The following is a 19,258-nucleotide window of genomic DNA, read 5'->3' as shown; positions in this document are numbered from 1 at the left end:
TCTGCCTCACACCTCGAAGGGCTGGACGACGACGAAGTTGCCGGGGGCGCCGCGGAACTGGAGGTTGACGGCCTCCTGGGTCTGCCGGGCGTACCCGGAGCGGCGCAGCCTCAGTGAGGTCGTGGTGACGGCCTGTGCGCCGGCGGACCAGGCGATGACGGCATTGCCGTCGACGTAGGTGGCCGGACCGACGGGCAGCACGACGGGGATTCCGCGCGTCTTGACGACGACCGCTCCCGTGCCGGAGAAGAGCATACTGAACAGGCCGCCACCGGGCAGGCCCGCGCCCTCGATGCGGCGGATCTCGGTGTCCAGCGACTCGTCGAAGGCGAGGACGCCGCGTGCGCTGGTGTAGAGCTGCTCGTTCTCCAGGCGGATGACGAAGAGGTGGCTGCCCTCGTCGGCGAGGAAGACCTCACCGTCTCCGGAACACCGCATCAGGGCCATGCCCTGTCCGGTGAGTTGGCCCGTCAGCTTGCCGAGCAGGCCGGAACCCTTGTGGGCGAAGTCGATGTCGCCCTGGTAGGCGACCATGCTGCCCTGCTTGGCGAGGATGTTGGCGCCCTTGGTGAGCGTGGCCCGCACCAGCTGCGGGTTCTGCTCGGTCCAGCGGTCGCCGACGGGGGCCTCGGAGTACTTCGTCAGGACGACCCGCAGCCCTGCCTCCGGCGGCACCGGCGCGAGCTGGGTACCGCCACCGAAAGGCTGCGCCTGGCCGGGGAAGGCGACGGGGGCGCCCGGGGGCGTGAACGGCCCTCCTTGCGGAGCCGCTCCCGGAGGCGTGAACGGTCCGCCCTGCGGCGGGGCACCGGGAGGGGTGAAAGGGCCCCCCTGCGGCGGAGCGCCCGGCGGAGTGAAGGGCCCGCCCTGAGGCGCGGGGGCGGCCGGGGGCGGGACGGTGCCGCCGGGCGGGGTGTGCAGGGGCGCGACGATCGTCGGAGCGGCGTGCACGGAGGGCGGGGGCGCCGGGGGCGCGAACGGCTGGGCGGGCGCCGGAGCGGCCGGAGCCGCGGGGGCACCGAACGCGGGGGGCGCGAAGCCGGGCGTGGCGTCGGACTGCGGCTGCTGAGGGGCGGCGGGCTCCTCCTCGGCGACCTCGCCGCCGAAGTTCTTCAGCAGCGCGTCGAGGCCGCCGTCGAAACCCTGTCCGACGGCCGCGAACCGCCATACGTCCTTCAGGTAGAAGTCGCCCAGCATCACGGCGCGCTCGGTGGAGAACTCCGAGCCGTCGAAGGGATACCTGGCCACTTCCTCGCCGCCCGCGACGATACGGAGGTAACCGGGGGCGATCTGCGACATCTGCCCGTTGCCGTCGATCGTCGCCGTGAAGGACAGCTTCTGGATCTGCGACGGGATCTTGTCGAGGGTGACGCGGAAGGACTCGGTGTCGCCCGACTGGGTGCCCAGGAGCTGGATCGACTCCTCGGGGGTCTTCGGCTGGTTGAAGAAGACGAAGTAGCGGTCGTCCGAGAGCCGTTCGTCGGCGTCCAGCCCGAAGCAACTGATGTCGAAGGTCAGCCCGGGGCCGGAGATCTGTACGCCTACGTACAGATCCGTCCCCGCGGTGAGGTCACTGATCTTGGCCTTGTGGCCGCGTTGGAATTCCCTGGCCATGCGTAACGACCGTCCCCCATCCCGAAAGTGCGTGCGCCTGCGAATGCGTCGCGCCAGGCTAACCGCAAAGTCCTGAGGTGTACGAGGCTGGTACAGAGACGGTACAAAAGCGCGACTTCGGTCACCGGTCCCACAAACGCACACGCGCGCGTGAAGCGACCGTTTCCCGGCACTCACGCCCGGGGCGCCGGCCGGGCGGCAATTTCGGGCCGCAGGTCACGGGACGCGTCTCGGCGAAGGTCCCGCGAGGTGTCACTCCTCCTGGGTGAGGGGCAGGTGGGGCAGCCGGTCGGCGGCGACCACCCCTTCGAGGTAGCCGCGAGCACGCTCGGTACGTGGATACGCGTCCAGCAGCTGCCAGAACCGGGGGCCATGACCCGGTACGAGCAGGTGTGCGAGTTCATGGAGGAGGACGTAGTCGACGACGTACTCGGGCATGCCCTGCAGCCGGTGCGAAAGGCGGATGCTGCCCTCGGCGGGGGTGCACGAGCCCCAGCGGGTGTTCTGGTTGGTGACCCAGCGCACGGAGGTGGGCCGGGCACGCCCACCGAAGTACTGGTCCGAGAGCCGGGCCGCCCGCTCCGCCAGTTCGGTGTCGCCGAGCCGGCGTTTGCTCTCCTGCGCTGCCAGCTTGTCGAGCATGACGGTCACCCAGCGCTGCTCCTCCGCCTCGGACATCCGGGCGGGAATGAGTACGACGGTGCGGTCGCCCTCTCGGTACGCGGAAACCGTTCTGCGCCGTCGCGCGCTCCTGCGGACCTCGATCGCGCTCGCCCCCGAGCCGCTCGGCGGCTGGCTCGTCGTGCTGCGCGGTGGCTTTGCGGCGCGGTGCAGTGGGTCGGCGGGCACGCCCCGACGTTACCCGCTGCACACGGGGGAAGTCCCGCCTCCGGGACGGTTCGATATCGATCCGCACTCCAAGCGCCTGATTTGTACGACGAATGCCGTCGCCTGTGGACAACTCTCGACAGGCGTCGTCGCTGTCCGTGCATGCTGGCACTCGTCGGCGGACCAGGCACTCGCCCCGTCGACGGACGGAACCGATCTCTGGCTACGGGGGGCCGACATGCATCCGATGGTGAAGCCCGCGCTCCGGCGCGGCTGGCGGGATCTCAACACCGTGCAGTTCGGCCTGGCACCGGCGCACGCCATGGTGCTGGGCCCGATGGACACGACGACAGGCAGTTTCCTCGCCCTGCTCGACGGCACCCGCGGGTTGCCGCTCCTGCGTGACGAGGGGCGCCGCATGGGTCTGCCGGACGGGCATGTGGACGGGCTGGTGGACCGCCTGTCCCGGTCCGGGCTGCTGGACGACGCGACGGGCGGCGGCCCGGCTGCCGACGAGCTGCGCGCCAAACCGGAGGTCCTGGACCGGCTGCGGCCCGACGCCGCCACGCTCTCTCTGATCGCCTCCGAGCCGGGCGACGCCATGAGGCGTCTGGCTGGACGCCGGTCGCTGAGAGTGCAGGTGAGGGGCGCCGGACGCGTGGGGTCGGTGCTCGCCTCCCTGTTGTCGGGCGCGGGGGTCGGTGAGGTCGACGTCCGCGATGTCGGACGGGTCGAGCCGAGTGACGTGGCACCGGGTGGGCTGCCGGCCGAGTCGATCGGTGAGCGCCGGGACACGGCCGCCCGCCGGGCCGCTCGCCACGCGGCACCCGATCGCCCGCCCCGGCGTCGCCGCGGCTCCCGCCCGCCCGGGGCTCCGAACGGGGACCTCACGGTGGAACGTCTCCGTGAGGAGGCCGGGTTCTCTCTGGTGATCCTCGCCCCGCGCGACGGGGTCGACGTCCACGCTCCCCGGCCCATGACCGCCGAGCCGCTCATCTCCTCGGGCACACCCCATCTCTATGCGGGTGTGGTCGAGGGGACGGGCGTGGTGGGCCCTCTGGTCCTGCCCGGTGAGACGGGCTGCGCGGGCTGCCTGGAGCAGAGCCGTACCGACCGCGACGAGACGTGGCCCCGGCTGGTCGCACAATGGCGGTCCGGACGGCCGCACCAGCCGGAGGCGTGCGACCTGGCCCTGGCCACGACCGTCGCCGGCCTGGCCGCGGCGCACGCGCTCGCCTTCCTCGACGGCCTGACCCCGTCCAGCACGGGCGTCCGCTGGGAGGTCTCGGTACCGGGGTTCGACTGGCACTCGCGCCCGGTGTGGCCTCACCCCGCCTGTTCCTGCACGGCCGCCGAAAGCGGCGCCGCCGGAAAAGGTAATGGGGAACACACCGCAAAGGACGGGGAGGCGCACGAGACAATGGCGGGGCATCAGCGGTCAACGAGGTTGTCCCGCAAGGCACACGCGGCACGGCCTGCTGGGACTTGGAGGGCGCATGTCTGATCTTCCCCGGAAGGCGGTCACCCGGACCGCCAAGCTCGCCGCGCTTCCGCTCGGCATCGCAGGCCGGGCCACCTGGGGACTCGGCAAGCGGATCGTCGGCGAGTCGGCCGATCTCGTGGGCCGAGAACTCCAGCAGCGCACGGCGGAGCAGTTGTTCAAGGTCCTCGGCGAGCTGAAGGGCGGCGCGATGAAGTTCGGGCAGGCCCTGTCCGTCTTCGAGTCGGCGCTTCCCGAGGAGGTCGCCGGTCCCTACCGCGCGGCTCTGACGAAGCTCCAGGACGCGGCACCGCCGATGCCGACGCGCACGGTGCACGCCGTGCTGGCCGAGCGCATCGGAGCGGACTGGCAGGAGTCGTTCCTGGAGTTCGACGACAAGCCGGCCGCAGCGGCCTCGATCGGCCAGGTGCATCGAGCGGTGTGGCACGACGGCCGAGAGGTCGCCGTCAAGGTGCAGTACCCGGGCGCAGGCGAGGCCCTCCTCTCCGACCTCGGTCAACTCAGCCGGTTCGCCCGCCTCCTGGGCCCGCTGATCCCCGGGATGGACATCAAGCCGCTCATCTCCGAGCTGCGGGACCGTGTCTCGGAGGAGCTCGACTACGGCCTGGAGGCCCAGGCCCAGCAGGCACACGCGGAGGAGTTCGCGGACGATCCGGACGTGATGGTCCCGGCCGTGGTGCATCAGTGCGAGCAGGTGCTGGTGACCGAGTGGATGGAGGGAATCCCTCTCTCCGAGGTGATCACCGACGGCTCTCAGGAACAGCGCGACCGCGCGGGCCAGCTGCTGACCCGTTTCCTCTTCTCCGGTCCGGCCCGCACCGGCCTCCTGCACGCCGACCCGCATCCGGGGAACTTCCGCCTCCTGCCGGACGAGAAGAGCGGCTGGCGCCTGGGCGTCCTCGACTTCGGCACAGTGGACCGACTGCCGGGCGGCCTGCCGACCCCGATCGGCGATGCCCTCCGGCTGACCATCGAGGGCGAGGCCGAGGCCGTCTACGAGATGCTGCGCACCGAGGGTTTCGTGAAGGAGTCGATAGACCTGGATCCGGACGCCGTCCTCGACTATCTGCACCCCATCATCGAGCCGGTCCGGGCGGACGAGTTCACCTTCGCCCGCGGTTGGATGCGCAGCCAGGCCGCGCGGATCGCCGATCCGCGCTCCCCCGCCCACCAGTTGGGCAAGCAGCTGAACCTGCCGCCCTCCTATCTCCTCATCCACCGGGTGACCCTGAGCACCATCGGCGTCCTGTGCCAGCTCGGCGCGACGGTCCGTATGCGCGACGAGCTGGAGGAGTGGCTGCCGGGTTTCCTGACTGAAGAGGTGGAGGGCGAGTCGGTCGCGGAGGCGTAGCCGGTCCGGGCGGGGGGCGGGTTCACCACCAGGCCGAGTCCAGCCTGCCTTCGATCGCGCGCAGGTTCTCCCTGGCGCAGGTCTCGCAGAAGTAGCGCCGTGCGCCGTTCTCCACGGAACAGATCCACAGAGGTCGAGGGGCCTCGGCGGTGGTGCCGCAGCGGGCGCACACGAGGGTCTGGGGTTCCGCGGCGGGGCCGCCCTGGTCACTGTCCCCGGAAAGACTCGTCACTCGGCGACGATATCGCCGCCCTCGGCGGATGCGTGGGCACAACGCACCGCGGGGGCCGGTCCCTTCGGACCGGCCCCCGCGGGGAGCTACTGCTGGTGGTGACGTGCCTTTCCAGGCGAGGTCATGCGGGTCGCCGCGTGGCGGCTACTGCATGACCGCCATGGCGAGCGCACGGCGGGCGCGCAGCGAGGCGCGCTCGGCCCTGCGCTGCATCCGCTGAGCGACCGCCAGGCGCATGGCCCGGCGTTCCTGCTCAGCCTGGTGCAGGCGCTCGTGCATATGCGCACGAGCCAGGGCTTCTGGCATGAGATGCATCTCTCGGGTCCTGTTCTGACGCGAGGCGTTCGCGCCGGTGGTGGTGAAATCAGGTGTCGCGGAGCCGGCGGGCTCGCTCGTGGACGGCTTCATCGGGGCCTGCTTCTTGGGGTCGTGCGTGAGGGGGCGGTCGATCGTTCCGGTGATGTTCATGCCGTGACCGGGTTCTTGCGCGGGCGACCACGGGGCCGCTTGCGGGCCACGACGACACCCTGGACGAAGAGCTCGCCACCCCAGACACCCCACGGCTCACGCCGCTCCTTGGCGCCGGCGAGGCAGGCCTCCATCAGCGGGCAGGTGCGGCAGAGGGACTTGGCGTACTCGACATCGGCCGGCGACTCGGCGAAGAAGACCTCCGGGTCGTAGGAGCGGCAGGGGACGGGTACGCCGAGGTTCTCGATGGCGTCGTCGAGCGCGGTGAGCGCGGTGAGCGGGGTCAAGGTGGAGTCCTCCGTGAGGCCGGGCGGGGGGATCGTTTCGGAAGGCGGTACGGACGGGGCGTGCGCTTCGAGTTGCACGGTTCGTCTTCCTCGTCTGGTCGTTCCGGCCTGTTGGCCGGTGGCGGCTGGTACCGGGTTCTTTTCTTGTCCCGAGGCCCCTTCGCTCTGTAGTCCCCGGTCGGGGACAAACAGAAGGGCCGCGGATCCCGGATGGGGTTCCGCGGCCCTGAAGGCGCCGACCTGATCGTCGATCAGGCTGGATCACTCCAGGGTTCAGGCCCACGGAAGGCCCACATCAGGTGGTGCTGCGTCGTCTGCTTCCGGAATCCGGCACCGGCCGCCGCGAAGGCATAGGCCTGGGCCTGTGCCTCTACTGCTGCTTCCAGTGCCTTGGTCGGTCGCTCATTGCGCTCACGGACGGGGAGACCCGCCAGAGACACGGAGGACGCCGGACGGCCGCCACTGATGGCGGACAGACCGGTGCCCAGGTTCGAGACGCCGAGCATGCACAGGGAGACGGCCGAGCGATCGGTCATTTTGACCGTGCTGATGTAGCTGGTGTTGATGCTGATCACTGGACTCGCCTCCTCTCGGCGTCTACGGGGACCGGCGCGAACCGTTCCGACGGATATGAAGTACATCACGAAACCAGGGCCTTCGAGAAGGCCGCTGCTCTCGTGCCTAAGAACCTATGGGGATTGCTGGGGCATGCGCAAACTATTTTTTCGACGAGTTCGCATCAGTCGTTCCCGTCCTCGTACTCAGGCTCCCGACCTGCGCAGATGTCGAGAACATCGGCGCCGTACCGCTGTAGCTTGCGGGCGCGGACGCCGGGGATGCGGCCCAGTTCAACCGGAGTGCTCGGCCCCGCTTCCGCGATCGCCATCAGGGTCCGGTCCGTGAAGACACAGAAGTCTGGTTGGCCGCTGCGCTGCGCCTGGACCGCGCGCCACTCCCGCAGCCGCTCGTAGAGGCCCTCGTCCATGTCGGAGGGGCAGTCCTCGCAGCGCATCAGCTTCATCTCGCCGGCGTCCCGCAGGGTGCGCCCGCAGACGCGACAGCGCGCCGGGGTCCGGCTGGTGCGACGCGGCGCCCCTTCGGTGCCGCCGCTCACGAGGTCCCCGGTCCGGCGACCCGGGGAGCCCACTTCGACGCCTCCGGAGCCGGCTGTGGCGGTCCGACCCGCGGTGGCGGTGGATCCGGGCCGCAGGCCGTTGAGGAAGCGGCTGGGGCGGCGGTTGGGGCGGCTGCCGGGCGACCGGGACAGGGCCCAGGAGACGGAGAGCTGTTCGCGCGCTCGGGTGACGCCCACGTAGAGGAGTCGTCGCTCCTCCTCGATCTGTTCGTCCGTTCTCGCGTAGGTGATCGGCATCATGCCCTCGGCGACCCCGACGAGGAAGACGACGTCCCACTCCAGGCCCTTCGCGGAGTGCAGGGAGGCGAGGGTGACGCCCTGGACGGTCGGGGCGTGCTGGGCGCCCGCTCGTTCGTCGAGTTCCGCGACCAGGTCGCCGAGCGTGGCGTCGGGCTTGGCAGCGGTGAAGTCGTGGGCCAGGTTCACCAGGGCGGCCAGTGACTCCCAGCGTTCCCTGACCGCTCCGGAGCCCGCCGGTGGTTCGCCGGTCCAGCCCTCGCCGGACAGCACGGCCCGTACCTGTGAGGGGAGGTCGACGGCGTCCTCGAGGAGGGTGTCGTTTGCCCCGAACCGCGCGGCCGCCCGCAGCGCGGCACCCGCCTTGCGCACCTCGGGGCGGTCGAAGAACCGCTCCGCGCCGCGCAGCTGATAGGGCACTCCGACGTCCGCCAGAGCCTGTTCATAGGTCTCGGACTGGGAGTTCGTGCGGAACAGGACGGCGATCTCGCTCGCGGGCACTCCGGAGGCGATGAGGTCACGGATGCGGCGGGCGGCACCCTCGGCCTCGGCGGGCTCGTCCGCGTACTCGGTGTACCGGGGTTCGGGGCCCGGGGGGCGCTGGGAGATCAGTTCGAGGCGGTGGTCGGCGGCGCGGCCGCGGGCCTGGGAGAGCAGGCCGTTGGCGAGATGGACTACCTGCGGGGTGGAGCGGTAGTCGCGTACGAGCTTGACGACGGTGGCCCCGGGGTGGCGGTGGCGGAAGTCGAGCAGATGGTCGGGAGTTGCGCCGGTGAACGAATAGATCGTCTGGCTGGCGTCGCCCACGACGCACAGGTCGTCCCGGTCCCCGAGCCACAGCTCCAGCAGGCGCTGCTGGAGCGGGCTGACGTCCTGGTACTCGTCGACCACGAAGTGCTGGTACTGGGAGCGGACCTGCTCGGCGATGTCGTGGCGGTCCTGGAGGACGCCGACCGTGAGCAGGAGGACGTCCTCGAAGTCGATGACGGCCCGCTCGCGCTTGAGGTCCTCGTAGGTGGCGTAGATCTGGGCGATCTCGGCGGGGTCGCGGGGGGCCTCGCGGCCGTGCTTGGCGGTCGCGGCGGCGTAGTCGGCGGGGACGGTGCGGGTGACCTTGGACCACTCGATCTCGGCGGCGGCGTCGCGCAGTTCGTTGCGATCGAGACGGATGCGGCAGGCGGCGGCGGCGTCCGCGACGAGCTGGATCTTGCGGTCGATGATGCGCGGCATGCCGCCGCCGACGGCTTTCGGCCAGAAGTACTGGAGTTGGCGCAGCGCGGCCGAGTGGAAGGTCCGGGCCTGGACTCCGGCGGCGCCGAGCTGGCGCAGACGGCCGCGCATCTCTCCGGCGGCGCGGTTGGTGAAGGTGACGGCCAGCACACTGGCGGGCTGGAGCATGCCGGCCCGCACTCCGTAGGCGATGCGGTGGGTGATCGCACGGGTCTTGCCCGTACCGGCGCCGGCCAGCACGCACACCGGCCCGTGCAGGGCGGTGGCCACCGCGCGCTGCTCGGGGTCGAGCCCTTCGAGCACCGCGTCGGCCGAGTCGGGGACCCGCGGGAAGAGGGTGGAATGCGTTGCTGCTGTCACACGGCCATGCTGCCAGGTCGCCGGAGACGGCTGAGCAGGTTGTCCACAGGCAGGGCCCTGTAGTCGTACTAATGCGGCAGGCGCCTCTGTTCTCCGGTGTCCCCGAGGCGGGCAGCGGTGGTGGATGCCACCCGTCCGGGGGAATGGCGGGCCCGTCGCGTACGTTCCCTCACTGCGAGCACGCACCCCTCAGACCGTGAAGGAGCGCCAGGGACATGCCGGGCACTGTGACGATGTACAGCACCACGTGGTGCGGCTACTGCCGTCGGCTGAAGAGCCAGATGGACCGCGAGGGCATCACGTACAACGAGATCAACATCGAGCAGGACCCGGAGTCCGCCGCCTTCGTGGAGAAGGCGAACGGCGGGAACCAGACGGTCCCCACCGTCCTCTTCCCGGACGGTTCGACGCTCACCAACCCTTCGCTGGCGCAGGTCAAGCAGAAGATCGGCGCGTAACCGCGGACGGGCCCTAGCCGGTGTGACCTCGTGTCGGCAGAGGCTTTCCGTACCAGAGTTCGATCAGTCGGGCCGCGATCGAGATGCCGTAGGGAGGCAGGACCTCCCCGGTCTCGAACGCGGTCCGCAGCTCTTCGCGGGAGAACCAGCGGGCCTCGTGGATCTCGTCGCCGTCGACGTCCACGGTGGTGGAGGTGGCCCGGGCCATGAACCCCAGCATCAGGCTGGAGGGGAAGGGCCAGGGCTGGCTGGCGATGTACTCGACCTGGCCGACGGTGATGCCGACCTCTTCCTGGACCTCTCGCCTCACGGACTGCTCGATGGATTCGCCGGGCTCCACGAAGCCCGCGAGGGTGGAGAAGCGGCCCTCGGGCCAGTGGACCTGGCGGCCGAGCAGGATGCGGTCCTCGTCGTCCGTGACCGCCATGATCACCGCCGGGTCGGTGCGCGGGTAGTGCTCCGCACCGCAGGCCGGGCAGCGCCGGATGTGGCCGGCCGCCGCGATGACGGTGCGTTCGCCGCAACGGGAGCAGAAGCGGTGGGTGCGCTGCCAGTTCTCCAGGCCGACCGCGTGCACCATGAGGCCCGTGTCACGCGGCGACAGCAGCATGCCCGCCTCCCGCAGTCCGGCCGGGCGGGCCGACTGGTCCATGCGGCCGGGCAGCGCGTCCTTCTGGAGTGCGAAATAGCTCACACCGTCGGCGTCGGTGCCCAGGAAGTAGCGGTGCGCCTCGGTGAGCGGGGCCTCGAAGGAGGGGGTCATGACGAGTTCGGTGGTGCCGTCCGGGGTCTCGTCGATGAGGACCTGACCGCCGGAGACCACGAAGCAGCGGGTGGTGGGGTGGCTCCAGGCCGCCGCGAGCCAGGCCTCGTCGAGCCGGTGGTGGGCGGCCCGGTCGATGCCGCTGGGGGCGGTGAGCGCGATGGGTCGGTCGGCGGTGTGGTCGGTCCAGGTGGTCACGAGTGCTTCCAACTCCCCCGGTGAAACGGTTGATGGGGCGGGCGGTTCGGCGGGGCGTGCGGCGGGCGGACGCGCTGGGGTGGGCGGGGCCTTCTTCAGTGTGCCTCGTGGGTGCTTTCGGCCAGTTCCGTCCAGAGGTAGGCGCTGGTCTCGACACCCTTGAACAGCAGATCGAGTTCGACCTTCTCGTCGGGGGCGTGCCAACCGTCGGAGGGGACGGAGATACCCAGGAAGAGCACGGGGGCGTCGAGGACTTCCTGGAGGTCGGCGGCGGGGCCGGAGCCGCCCTCGCGCGTGTGGCGGACCGGCTGCTGGAAGGCGCGGCCCATGGCCCGGACGACCGACCGCAGGGCCGGGTGGTCCAGGGGCGTCAGGCAGGGGCGGGTGGAGCCGCTGAACGTGATCTCGTGACGGATCCCGGCGGGGATCCGCTCGGCGGCCCAGGCGGTGACCACCTTCTCGATGTGGTCCGGGTGCTGGCCCGCGACCAGGCGGAAGGACAGCTTCACCATGGCCGAGGACGGGATGATCGTCTTGCTTCCGGCGCCCTGGTAGCCGCCGCCGATGCCGTTGACCTCGGCGGTCGGGCGGGCCCAGATGCGTTCCAGGGTGGTGTGACCTGCTTCGCCGTGCGCCGCGGTCGACCTCGCTGTGCGCAGCCATCGCTCCTCGTCGAAGGGGAGTTCGGCGAAGAGTTCGCGCTCGCGGTCGGTCAGTTCGACGACGCCGTCGTAGAAGCCGGGGATCGCCACGCGCGCGTGCTCGTCGTGCAGGGCGGCGACGAGGCGGGCGATCTCGGTGGCCGGATTCGGTACGGCGCCGCCGAAGGATCCGGAGTGGATGTCCTGGTCGGGGCCGTGGAGCCGGATCTCGCACTCGGCGAGGCCGCGCATGCCGGTGCAGACGGTGGGGGTGTCCTCGGCCCACATCCCGGTGTCGGAGACGACCACCGCGTCGGCGGCGAGGCGTTCGGCCTGCGCTTCGACGAGGGCGCGGAAGTGCGGGGAGCCGGACTCCTCCTCGCCCTCGATCAGCATCTTCAGGTGGACGGCGGGAGCGGTGCGGCCGGTGGCGGCGAGGTGGGCGCGGACACCGAGTGTGTGGAAGAACACCTGTCCCTTGTCGTCGGCCGCCCCGCGCGCGTGGAGCCGGTTGCCGCGGATCACCGGGTCGAAGGGTTCGGTGGCCCAGCCGTCCTCGCGGGCCGCGGGCTGCACGTCGTGGTGTCCGTAGACCAGGACCGTGGGGGCGCCGGCGTCCGTGGAAGGCCATTCCGCGAAGACGGCGGGGGCTCCCGGCGTCTCCCACACCTCGGCGGTCGGGAAGCCGGTCTCCCGGAGCTTGACGGCCAACCAGTCGGCGCTGCGGCGTACGTCCGTCGCATGCTCGGGCTGGGCCGAGACCGACGGGATGCGCAGCCATTCCACGAGGTCGTCGAGGAAGGCGGCACGGTGGTTCTCGATGTACGTACGGACGACGCTGACGTCGCTGTCAACGGACTGGCTCATGCTCACGAGCCTATCGGCCCGCGCCTGCATGCTCGTCCGGCGGTTCGTCCGTGAGCGTCTCCCGGCCGTCCGCCGACGGCTCCGGTCCCTCCGCGGTCGAACCCGGCACCTCTTCGGCACCGGGTTCCTCCAGGAGCAGTCGCTCCAGCGCCTCCCGGTCGGGAAGGTTCGCGGGCCGCACGACGGCACCTGTGCGGACGTACAGGAAGGCCGCGTCGACGGACTCCAGGGGCACGCCCTGCTGCTCGGCCCAGGCGAGCCGGTAGACGGCGAGCTGGAGCGGGTCCGCGGCGCGGGTGCGGCTGGTCTTCCAGTCGACGATCTCGTACGTCGTCGTCCCGTCCTCGCTGTCGGCCCGGTAGACGGCGTCGATACGGCCGCGTACGACACGGCCGGCGATGCCGATCTGGAAGGGTGCCTCGACCCGGAGCGGGGTGCGGTGTGCGTACGGCGTGCGTTCGAATGCCTCCTTGAGGGCCTCCAGGTCCAGTTCGTCGGCGATCTCGGCCTCGCCGCCGGGCAGTTCGTCGGGTTCCAGCATGGGCAGCCGCAGCTCCTCGAAGCGGGCCTCGAGCCAGGCGTGGAATCGGGTGCCGCGACGGGCCGCGGGCTGCGGGGGGCGCGGCATGGGGCGGGCGAGCTCCTGCGCGAAGCCGTCCGGGTCGGCGGCCAGCCGCATCAGCTGCGAGGTGGTCAGCGACGCCGGCAGGGGGACGTCGGTGACCTTCGCGCGGGCCCGCATGAGCTCTCCGGCGAGGGCGTCCAGGTCGCGGTCCCACGAGGCGACGGTGCGGGCCTCTTCGGGGGTGAGTCCGGAGGTGGTGGGGTGTCTGCGGGCGTGCGGCACGGACGGTGGGCGCTCGCCCGGTGCGGGGTGGTCCATACGCGCGTGGGGGCTCCGCGCGGGGCGGCCCGACGACCAGGAGTCCCAGTCGTCGGTGTCCTCGTGGACGGAGGGGTCCTCGTCGACGAAGGGGTCCTCGTCGACGAAGGGGTCGTCCGGGAAGTCCTCGTCGGCGGGACCCGGATCCCTGGAGTCGGGGGAGGCTGCCGCGTCCAGGTGGGCCAGTACGGTCCGGGCCGCCGCGCGGCGGCGCATCAGGGCCATGTCGTCGAGCGGGAGCGGCCAGGCGTGGTCGGCCGCCGTCTCGTGGAGGGCGGGGTTCTCGGCGTCCTCCTCCGGCTCGTCGGCCCAGGCCTCGATCTCGCCGTGACCGGCGACACAGTGGTCGTACAGGGCCTTGAGGAAGTCGGACGGCCCGCGCGGGCGCTTCTGGGACGGGCCCCACCAGTGGCCGGAGCCGAGGAGGAGGGAGCGGGGGCGGGTGAACGTGACGTAGCCGAGGCGGAGTTCCTCGGTGTGCTGGTGGTCCTTCATGGCCTCCTGGAAGGCCTTCAGGCCGCGCGAGTCCCAGGTCTCGACGTCGGGGAGGGTGTCGGCGTCGCCGCGCAGCTCGTGCGGCAGGACCTTTCCCTGGGCGGTCCACTTCTCCCGGCCCTGGGTGCTGGGGAAGGTGCCGGTGACCAGGCCGGGGACGGCGACGACGTCCCACTCCAGGCCCTTGGACTTGTGGGCGGTGAGGACCTTGACGGTGTTCTCCCCGCCCGGCAGGGCGTTGTCGAGGCCCTTCTCGTACCGGGCGGCCGTACGCAGGAAGCCGAGGAAGGCGAGCAGGGTGGCCTCTCCGGCGCTGTTGGCGGCGAAGGAGGCGGCGATGTCCAGGAAGTTGGACAGGGTCTCGCGGCGGCGGGCGGCGAGCGCGTGGGGGGACGCGGAGAGTTCCACCTCCAGGCCGGTGACGGCGAGCACCCGGTGGAGGACGTCCATCAGCGGATCGGCGAGCGAGCGGCGCAGGTCGCGCAGCTCGGCGGCGAGCCGGGCGAACCGGACGCGCGCGTCCGGCGAGAACGGCAGCCCGTCGTCCTCCGCCTCGGCTTCGAGGGGGAGTTCCAGGAAGGTGTCCAGCGCGTCCGCCAGCGAGATCACCTCGGACGGGTCGACGCCCTCGACGGCCGCGGCGAGCCGGCGGTCCGGGTCCGCGTCGCCGTCCACGCGGGCGTGCGACACCAGCAGCCTGGCGCGCCGCCCGAGGAGGGCGAGGTCGCGGGGTCCGATCCGCCAGCGCGGGCCGGTGAGGAGGCGGACGAGGGAGGCGTTGGCACCGGGGTCCTGGAGGACCTCGCAGACGGCGACGAGGTCGGCCACCTCGGGCAGGTGCAGCAGCCCGGAGAGGCCGACCACCTCGACCGGGACGTCCCGGGCGACGAGGGCGCTCTGGATCTCGGCGAAGTCGCCGGCGGTGCGGCACAGGACCGCGATCTCGCCGGGTTCCTTGCCGGTGCGCACCAGGTGGGCGATGGAGTCGGCGAGCCAGTCCAGCTCCTCGGCGTGCGTGTTCAGCAGGGCGCAGCGGACCACGCCGTCGCGTTCGGCGCCGGGGGCGGGCCGGAGGGCCTCCACGCCCGCGTGCATGGCCCGCAGGGGCTCCGCGAGACCGTTGGCGAGGTCGAGGAGGCGGCCGCCGCTGCGGCGGTTCTCGCTGAGCGCCTGGCGGGTCGCGGGGCGGCCGTCGGGGTGGGCGAAGTGCTCGGGGAAGTCGTCGAGGTTGGCGACGGAGGCGCCGCGCCAGCCGTAGATGGCCTGGCAGGGGTCGCCCACGGCGGTCACGGGATGGCCGGTGCCGCCGCCGAACAGGCCTGCCAGCAGGACGCGTTGCGCGACCGAGGTGTCCTGGTACTCGTCGAGCAGGACCACACGGAACTCGTCCCGCAGGAGGCGCCCCACCTCGGGGAGTCGGGCGAGGCCGGCGGACAGGGCGATCTGGTCGCCGAAGTCGAGGAGGTCCCGTTCGCGTTTGGCCGCGCGGTAGCGGCCGACCAGTTCGGTGAGTTCGCGTCGGGCGGCGGCGGCCTCGGGGACCTTGCGCAGATCCGCGTTGGTGAGCTTGGCGCCCTCCAGTTCGCGCAGCAGTTCGGCGTCGTACGCGCGTAGGTCCTCGGGTCGTACGAGATGCTCGGCGAGTTCGGAATCGAGGGTCAGGAGGTCGCTGACCAGGTCGGGGAAGGAGCGGGTCAGCGCCGGGTACGGGCCCGGGGACTCCCTCAGGACACGTGCGGCGAGCTGGTAGCGGGTGGCGTCGGCGAGGAGTCGGGAGGTGGGCTCCAGGCCGATGCGCAGGCCGTGGTCGGTCAGCAGGCGGCCCGCGAAGGCGTGGTACGTGGAGATGACCGGTTCGCCCGGCGGGTTGTCCGGGTCGATCACGTCCGGGTCGGTTATGCCCGCTCTGACCAGGGCCTTGCGCACGCGCTCGGCGAGTTCGCCGGCCGCCTTGTTGGTGAAGGTCAGGCCGAGCACCTGTTCGGGGGCGACCTGTCCGGTGCCGACGAGCCACACCACGCGCGCGGCCATCACGGTGGTCTTGCCCGAACCGGCTCCGGCCACGATCACCTGCGGAGCCGGCGGCGCGACGATGCAGGCCGTCTGCTCCGGGGTGAACGGGATCCCGAGGAGCTCCTTGAGCTGCTCGGGATCGCTGATACGGGCGGACATTCCAGAGAGGCTAACGCCGGCCACCGACAGCGGCCGTGGGGCCGCCGGGCGGACGCCGTCACTCGACCACGTGACGCCCCTCGGGCCGGGCGCTGCACGACGCCCGGAATGCGCAATGCGTGCAGTGTTGTCCGGCGGTGGGGGAGAAACGTTCGTCCAGGACCTTGCCCGCGGCGGTGGCCAGGAGGTCGCCCACCCACTCCCCCTCCGCGCCTTCGAGAGGGCCCTGCGCCTGCACCTTGGGGACGGTCTCGCCGCCGTTCTTCTTCGCGGCGCCCTGTCGCAGCTGGACGAGTTCGGCGCCGCCCGGTTCCGGACGGACGCCGCCGAACGGCTCGTCGACAGCTCCCGCGCGGATCGCGAGCTGGTACACCGCCAGCTGCGGGTGGCGGGTCACCTCGGCGGAACTCACGGACTGCTTGCCCGTCTTGAAGTCGACCACGTACGCACGACCCTCGGTGTCGGTCTCGACACGATCCATGGAGCCACGGATGCGCACCTCGTAGTCGCCCGCCTCGAGGGTGACGTCGAAGTCGTGCTCGCTGGCCACCGGAGCACGCCCCGCGCGGTCCATGACATGCCACTTCAGGAAGCGTTCGAGCGCCACGCGCGCGTGCTGCTTCTCCTGCTCCGACTTCCAGGGCGCGTCGAACGCGAGCGCGTTCCACACGGAGTCGAGACGCTCCATGAGGACGTCGAGATCGGCCGGGGTGCGTCCGGAGGCGACCTCGTCGGCGAGCACGTGGACGACGTTGCCGAAGCCCTGGGCGGCGGTCGCTGGCGCGTCGGCCTTCACCTCACGGCCCAGGAACCACTGCAGGGCGCAGGTGTTGGCGAGCTGGTCGAGGGCGCTGCCCGACAGCACGACGGGCTGGTCACGGTTCCTGAGCGGCACCTTGCTCTCGGTGGGCTCGAACATGCCCCACCAGCGGTAGGGATGCGCCGACGGCACGAGCGGCCGGCCGTCCTCGTCGCTCAGCGCGGCCAGCCGGGCCAGCCGCAGGGCGGCCGCCTCACGAAGGGTCTCCGACACGCGCGGGTCCACCGTGGTGGCGCGCAGTTCGGCGACGAGGGCGGCCACGGACAGCGGGCGGCGGGGACGGCCGGTGACGTCCTTGGGTTCGACCCCCAGTTCGGTGAGGAAGCGGGAGGGCTGGTCGCCGTCGTCGGCGGGGGCCTTCACCGCGGTGACGACGAGACGTTCACGCGCGCGCGTGGCGGCCACGTAGAACAGGCGACGTTCCTCCGCGAGGAGCGCGCCCGGCGTGAGCGGTTCGGCGAGACCGTCGCGGCCGATGCGGTCGGCCTCCAGGAGTGATCCGCGACGGCGGAGGTCGGGCCACAGGCCCTCCTGGACGCCCGCGACGACGACCAGGCGCCACTGGAGGCCCTTGGCACGGTGTGCGGTCATCAGGCGTACGGCGTCGGGGCGGACGGCACGCCCGGTGAGCGTGTCGGCGGCGATGTCCTCGGCCTCGATCTCGGCCAGGAAGTTGAGGGCGCCCAGGCCGCCGCTGCGCTCCTCCGCGCGCGCCGCGGTGGCGAACAGCGCGCACACGGCGTCGAGGTCGCGGTCCGCGTTGCGCCCGGCCGCGCCGCCGCGCCGGGCGGCACGCTCCAGGCGCCTGGGCCACGGCGTGCCGTCCCACAGCTCCCACAGCGCCTCCTCGGCCGTACCGCCGCCCGCGAGGCCTTCCCGGGCTTGCCGCAGCAGCGCGCCGAGGCGTTGCGCGCCCCGCGCGTACACCGGATCGTGCGCCACCAGCCGCTCCGGCTCCGCCAGCGCGCGTGCCAGCAGTTCGTCCGAGGGCGGCGGTACGGGGTTGCCGCCGGCCCGCTCCTCCTCGCGGAGCGCGCGGCCCAGGCGCCGCAGGTCGGCGGTGTCCATGCCCGCCAGGGGGGAGGTGAGAAGGTCGAGCGCGGTCTCGGTGTCCAGCCAGCAGGGCTGCGGGTCGGGTGACTCGTCGGGTTCCTCTGCCGAGGCCCTGGGAGGCGTCTCGCCCAGCTCTGCCCGTGCCACCGCCCGTAGCGCCGTCAGCAGGGGCTGTACGGCCGGCTCGTGGCGCAGGGGCAGGTCGTCGCCGTCGATCTCCAGAGGGACGCCCGCGGCGGTGAGGGTGCGCCGGATCGAGGGGATCGTGCGTGCGCCGGCACGTACCAGGACGGCCATCTCGCTCCAGGGGACGCCGTCCTCGAGATGGGCCCGGCGAAGGATGTCCGCGATGTTGTCCAGTTCGGTGCCCGGTGTCGGATACGTGTAGACCTCGACGCGTCCACCGTCCCGCACGGGCCTCAGCTCGCGATGGGCACGCACCTTCTCGGCGGGGAGACGGGTGAGCGGCATGCGCTGGGTGAGCAGGCGGCTGGCGCCTAGCAGGTTCGCCGCCGAGCGGCGGGAGTTCCTGAGGACCGCGACCGGCGCCCGGCGGCCGTCCGCGCGCGGGAAGGCCTGCGGGAACTCCAGGATGCCGTTCACGTCGGCGCCGCGGAAGGTGTAGATCGACTGGTCGGGGTCGCCGAAGGCGACCAGGGTGCGGCCGCCGCCGGCGAGGGACCGCAGCAGCCGTACCTGCGCGGGGTCGGTGTCCTGGTACTCGTCGACGTAGACGGCGTCGTACTGCGCGGCCAGCCGCTCGGCGACGTCGGGGCGGCCGGCCAGGAGCACCGCGCGGTGGACCAGCTCCGCGTAGTCGAGCACGCCCCGCAGGTCGAGGACGTCGAGGTACTCGGCGAGGAAGGCGGAGGCCGCGAGCCAGTCCGGGCGGCCGATGCGGGCGGCGAAGGCGCGCAGGTCCTCGGGGGCCAGGCCCAGTTCACGGCTGCGGGCGAGGACCGCGCGGACCTCGTCGGCGAAGCCACGGGTGGTCAGGCAGGCGCGCAGCTCGTCCGGCCAGCGCACGTGCGCGAGGCCCAGGCGCTCCAGGTCGGGCTGGCCGGCGAGCAGTTCACGGACCGCCACGTCCTGCTCCGGGCCGGACAGCAGGCGCAGGGGCTCGACGAACAGGTCGCTGTCCTGGTGGGCGCGGACCAGGGCGTAGCAGAACGAGTGGAAGGTGGTGGCCTGCGGGGCGCGTGCGGCGCCCAGGCGCAGCGCCATGCGGTCGCGCAGTTCCACGGCCGCCTTGCGGCTGAAGGTCAGGACCAGCACGCGCCCGGGGTCGGCCCCGCGGGCGACGCGGGCCCCCACCGACTCGACGAGCGTGGTCGTCTTGCCGGTGCCCGGACCTGCGAGAACCAGCAGGGGCCCCCTCTCGTGGTCAACCACGCCGCGCTGCTCGGCGTCCAGACGAGGGGGGTCCGTCCGGGCCGGTGGGGTACGCACCAGCCGGTAAGCGCCACGGCTCCCCTGTCGCACCTGGGTGTGCGACAGGCGCCTGGTGGAGAAAGAGGAGCTCACGTGGTTCGCCGGTCCTGGTGGGTGTGCGAGGTGTCACTGCCGACGCGGTGCGCCGGTGTCGCTGGGTGGTGGTCGGGAAAGGGGTGCGCGGCGCGCCGCCCGTCGAGGAGGGTGGTTGCGGGGTGAGAAGGACACGCTCAG

At 72.0% G+C, this 19,258-nt stretch carries 14 protein-coding genes; 3 read left to right on the top strand and 11 right to left on the bottom strand.

The window, feature by feature from the left end:
* Positions 1-6 precede the first annotated feature (6 nt).
* Together HW837_RS19440 and HW837_RS19435 are read right to left on the bottom strand one after the other, a co-directional pair.
* The gene (locus tag HW837_RS19440; RefSeq protein ID WP_045559064.1) at positions 7-1,614 is read right to left on the bottom strand and encodes a TerD family protein; all 1,608 of its coding nucleotides are present in this window, start codon (positions 1,612-1,614) and stop codon (positions 7-9) included.
* Positions 1,615-1,866: 252 nt separating this feature from the next.
* Positions 1,867-2,463, bottom strand: a complete 597-nt coding sequence (locus HW837_RS19435; protein ID WP_078853600.1) for a M48 metallopeptidase family protein — start codon at positions 2,461-2,463, stop codon at positions 1,867-1,869.
* Between the two features lie 217 nt (positions 2,464-2,680).
* Between HW837_RS19435 and HW837_RS19430 the strand changes: the two genes are divergently transcribed.
* Positions 2,681-3,946, top strand: coding sequence for a TOMM precursor leader peptide-binding protein (locus HW837_RS19430; protein WP_193381532.1), 1,266 nt, complete (start codon positions 2,681-2,683; stop codon positions 3,944-3,946).
* Complete coding sequence (locus tag HW837_RS19425; RefSeq protein WP_193381533.1) at positions 3,939-5,294, top strand: ABC1 kinase family protein; 1,356 nt, start codon at positions 3,939-3,941, stop codon at positions 5,292-5,294. The genes HW837_RS19430 and HW837_RS19425 overlap by 8 nt, the downstream gene beginning before the upstream one ends.
* Positions 5,295-5,316: 22 nt before the next feature.
* On the opposite strand, the gene HW837_RS19420 is transcribed toward HW837_RS19425, so the two are convergent.
* The 5 genes from HW837_RS19420 to HW837_RS19400 form a co-directional block, all read right to left on the bottom strand.
* Positions 5,317-5,526 carry a hypothetical protein gene (locus HW837_RS19420; protein ID WP_078853601.1) on the bottom strand — a complete coding sequence of 70 codons (210 nt, stop codon included), beginning with the start codon at positions 5,524-5,526 and terminating at the stop codon, positions 5,317-5,319.
* Positions 5,527-5,670: 144 nt separating this feature from the next.
* Positions 5,671-5,994 (bottom strand): hypothetical protein, encoded by a 324-nt coding sequence (locus HW837_RS19415; RefSeq protein ID WP_045559068.1) that lies wholly within the window; start codon positions 5,992-5,994, stop codon positions 5,671-5,673.
* Positions 5,991-6,359, bottom strand: coding sequence for a WhiB family transcriptional regulator (locus HW837_RS19410; protein ID WP_005480495.1), 369 nt, complete (start codon positions 6,357-6,359; stop codon positions 5,991-5,993). Before HW837_RS19410 ends, HW837_RS19415 begins: the two co-directional genes overlap by 4 nt.
* Before the next feature lie 173 nt (positions 6,360-6,532).
* Entirely contained in the window at positions 6,533-6,856 is a 324-nt protein-coding gene (locus tag HW837_RS19405) for a hypothetical protein (RefSeq protein ID WP_045559069.1), read from the bottom strand.
* A 164-nt stretch (positions 6,857-7,020) separates the two neighbouring features.
* Entirely contained in the window at positions 7,021-9,243 is a 2,223-nt protein-coding gene (locus HW837_RS19400) for an ATP-dependent DNA helicase UvrD2 (RefSeq protein ID WP_193381534.1), read from the bottom strand.
* A 215-nt stretch (positions 9,244-9,458) separates the two neighbouring features.
* Between HW837_RS19400 and HW837_RS19395 the strand changes: the two genes are divergently transcribed.
* Entirely contained in the window at positions 9,459-9,701 is a 243-nt protein-coding gene (locus HW837_RS19395; protein WP_045559070.1) for a mycoredoxin, read from the top strand.
* Positions 9,702-9,714: 13 nt separating this feature from the next.
* Here HW837_RS19395 and nudC read toward each other — a convergent pair whose 3' ends face one another.
* From nudC to HW837_RS19375, 4 genes are all read right to left on the bottom strand, one after another.
* The gene (nudC, locus tag HW837_RS19390; protein WP_177262105.1) at positions 9,715-10,662 is read right to left on the bottom strand and encodes an NAD(+) diphosphatase; all 948 of its coding nucleotides are present in this window, start codon (positions 10,660-10,662) and stop codon (positions 9,715-9,717) included.
* 95 nt (positions 10,663-10,757) lie between these two features.
* Positions 10,758-12,170 carry a dipeptidase gene (locus tag HW837_RS19385; protein ID WP_045559072.1) on the bottom strand — a complete coding sequence of 471 codons (1,413 nt, stop codon included), beginning with the start codon at positions 12,168-12,170 and terminating at the stop codon, positions 10,758-10,760.
* Positions 12,171-12,180: 10 nt separating this feature from the next.
* Positions 12,181-15,720 carry an ATP-dependent DNA helicase gene (locus tag HW837_RS19380; protein WP_193381535.1) on the bottom strand — a complete coding sequence of 1,180 codons (3,540 nt, stop codon included), beginning with the start codon at positions 15,718-15,720 and terminating at the stop codon, positions 12,181-12,183.
* Positions 15,721-15,778: 58 nt separating this feature from the next.
* Positions 15,779-19,117, bottom strand: coding sequence for an ATP-dependent helicase (locus HW837_RS19375; RefSeq protein ID WP_078853602.1), 3,339 nt, complete (start codon positions 19,115-19,117; stop codon positions 15,779-15,781).
* Positions 19,118-19,258: the final 141 nt, after the last annotated feature.

The sequence above is a fragment of the Streptomyces caniscabiei genome (assembly GCF_014930365.1).
In the GTDB taxonomy this organism is placed as follows: Bacteria; Actinomycetota; Actinomycetes; order Streptomycetales; family Streptomycetaceae; genus Streptomyces; species Streptomyces caniscabiei.
Note: the sequence above shows the minus strand (reverse complement) of the source record. Positions and strands in the feature narration are given on the sequence as shown.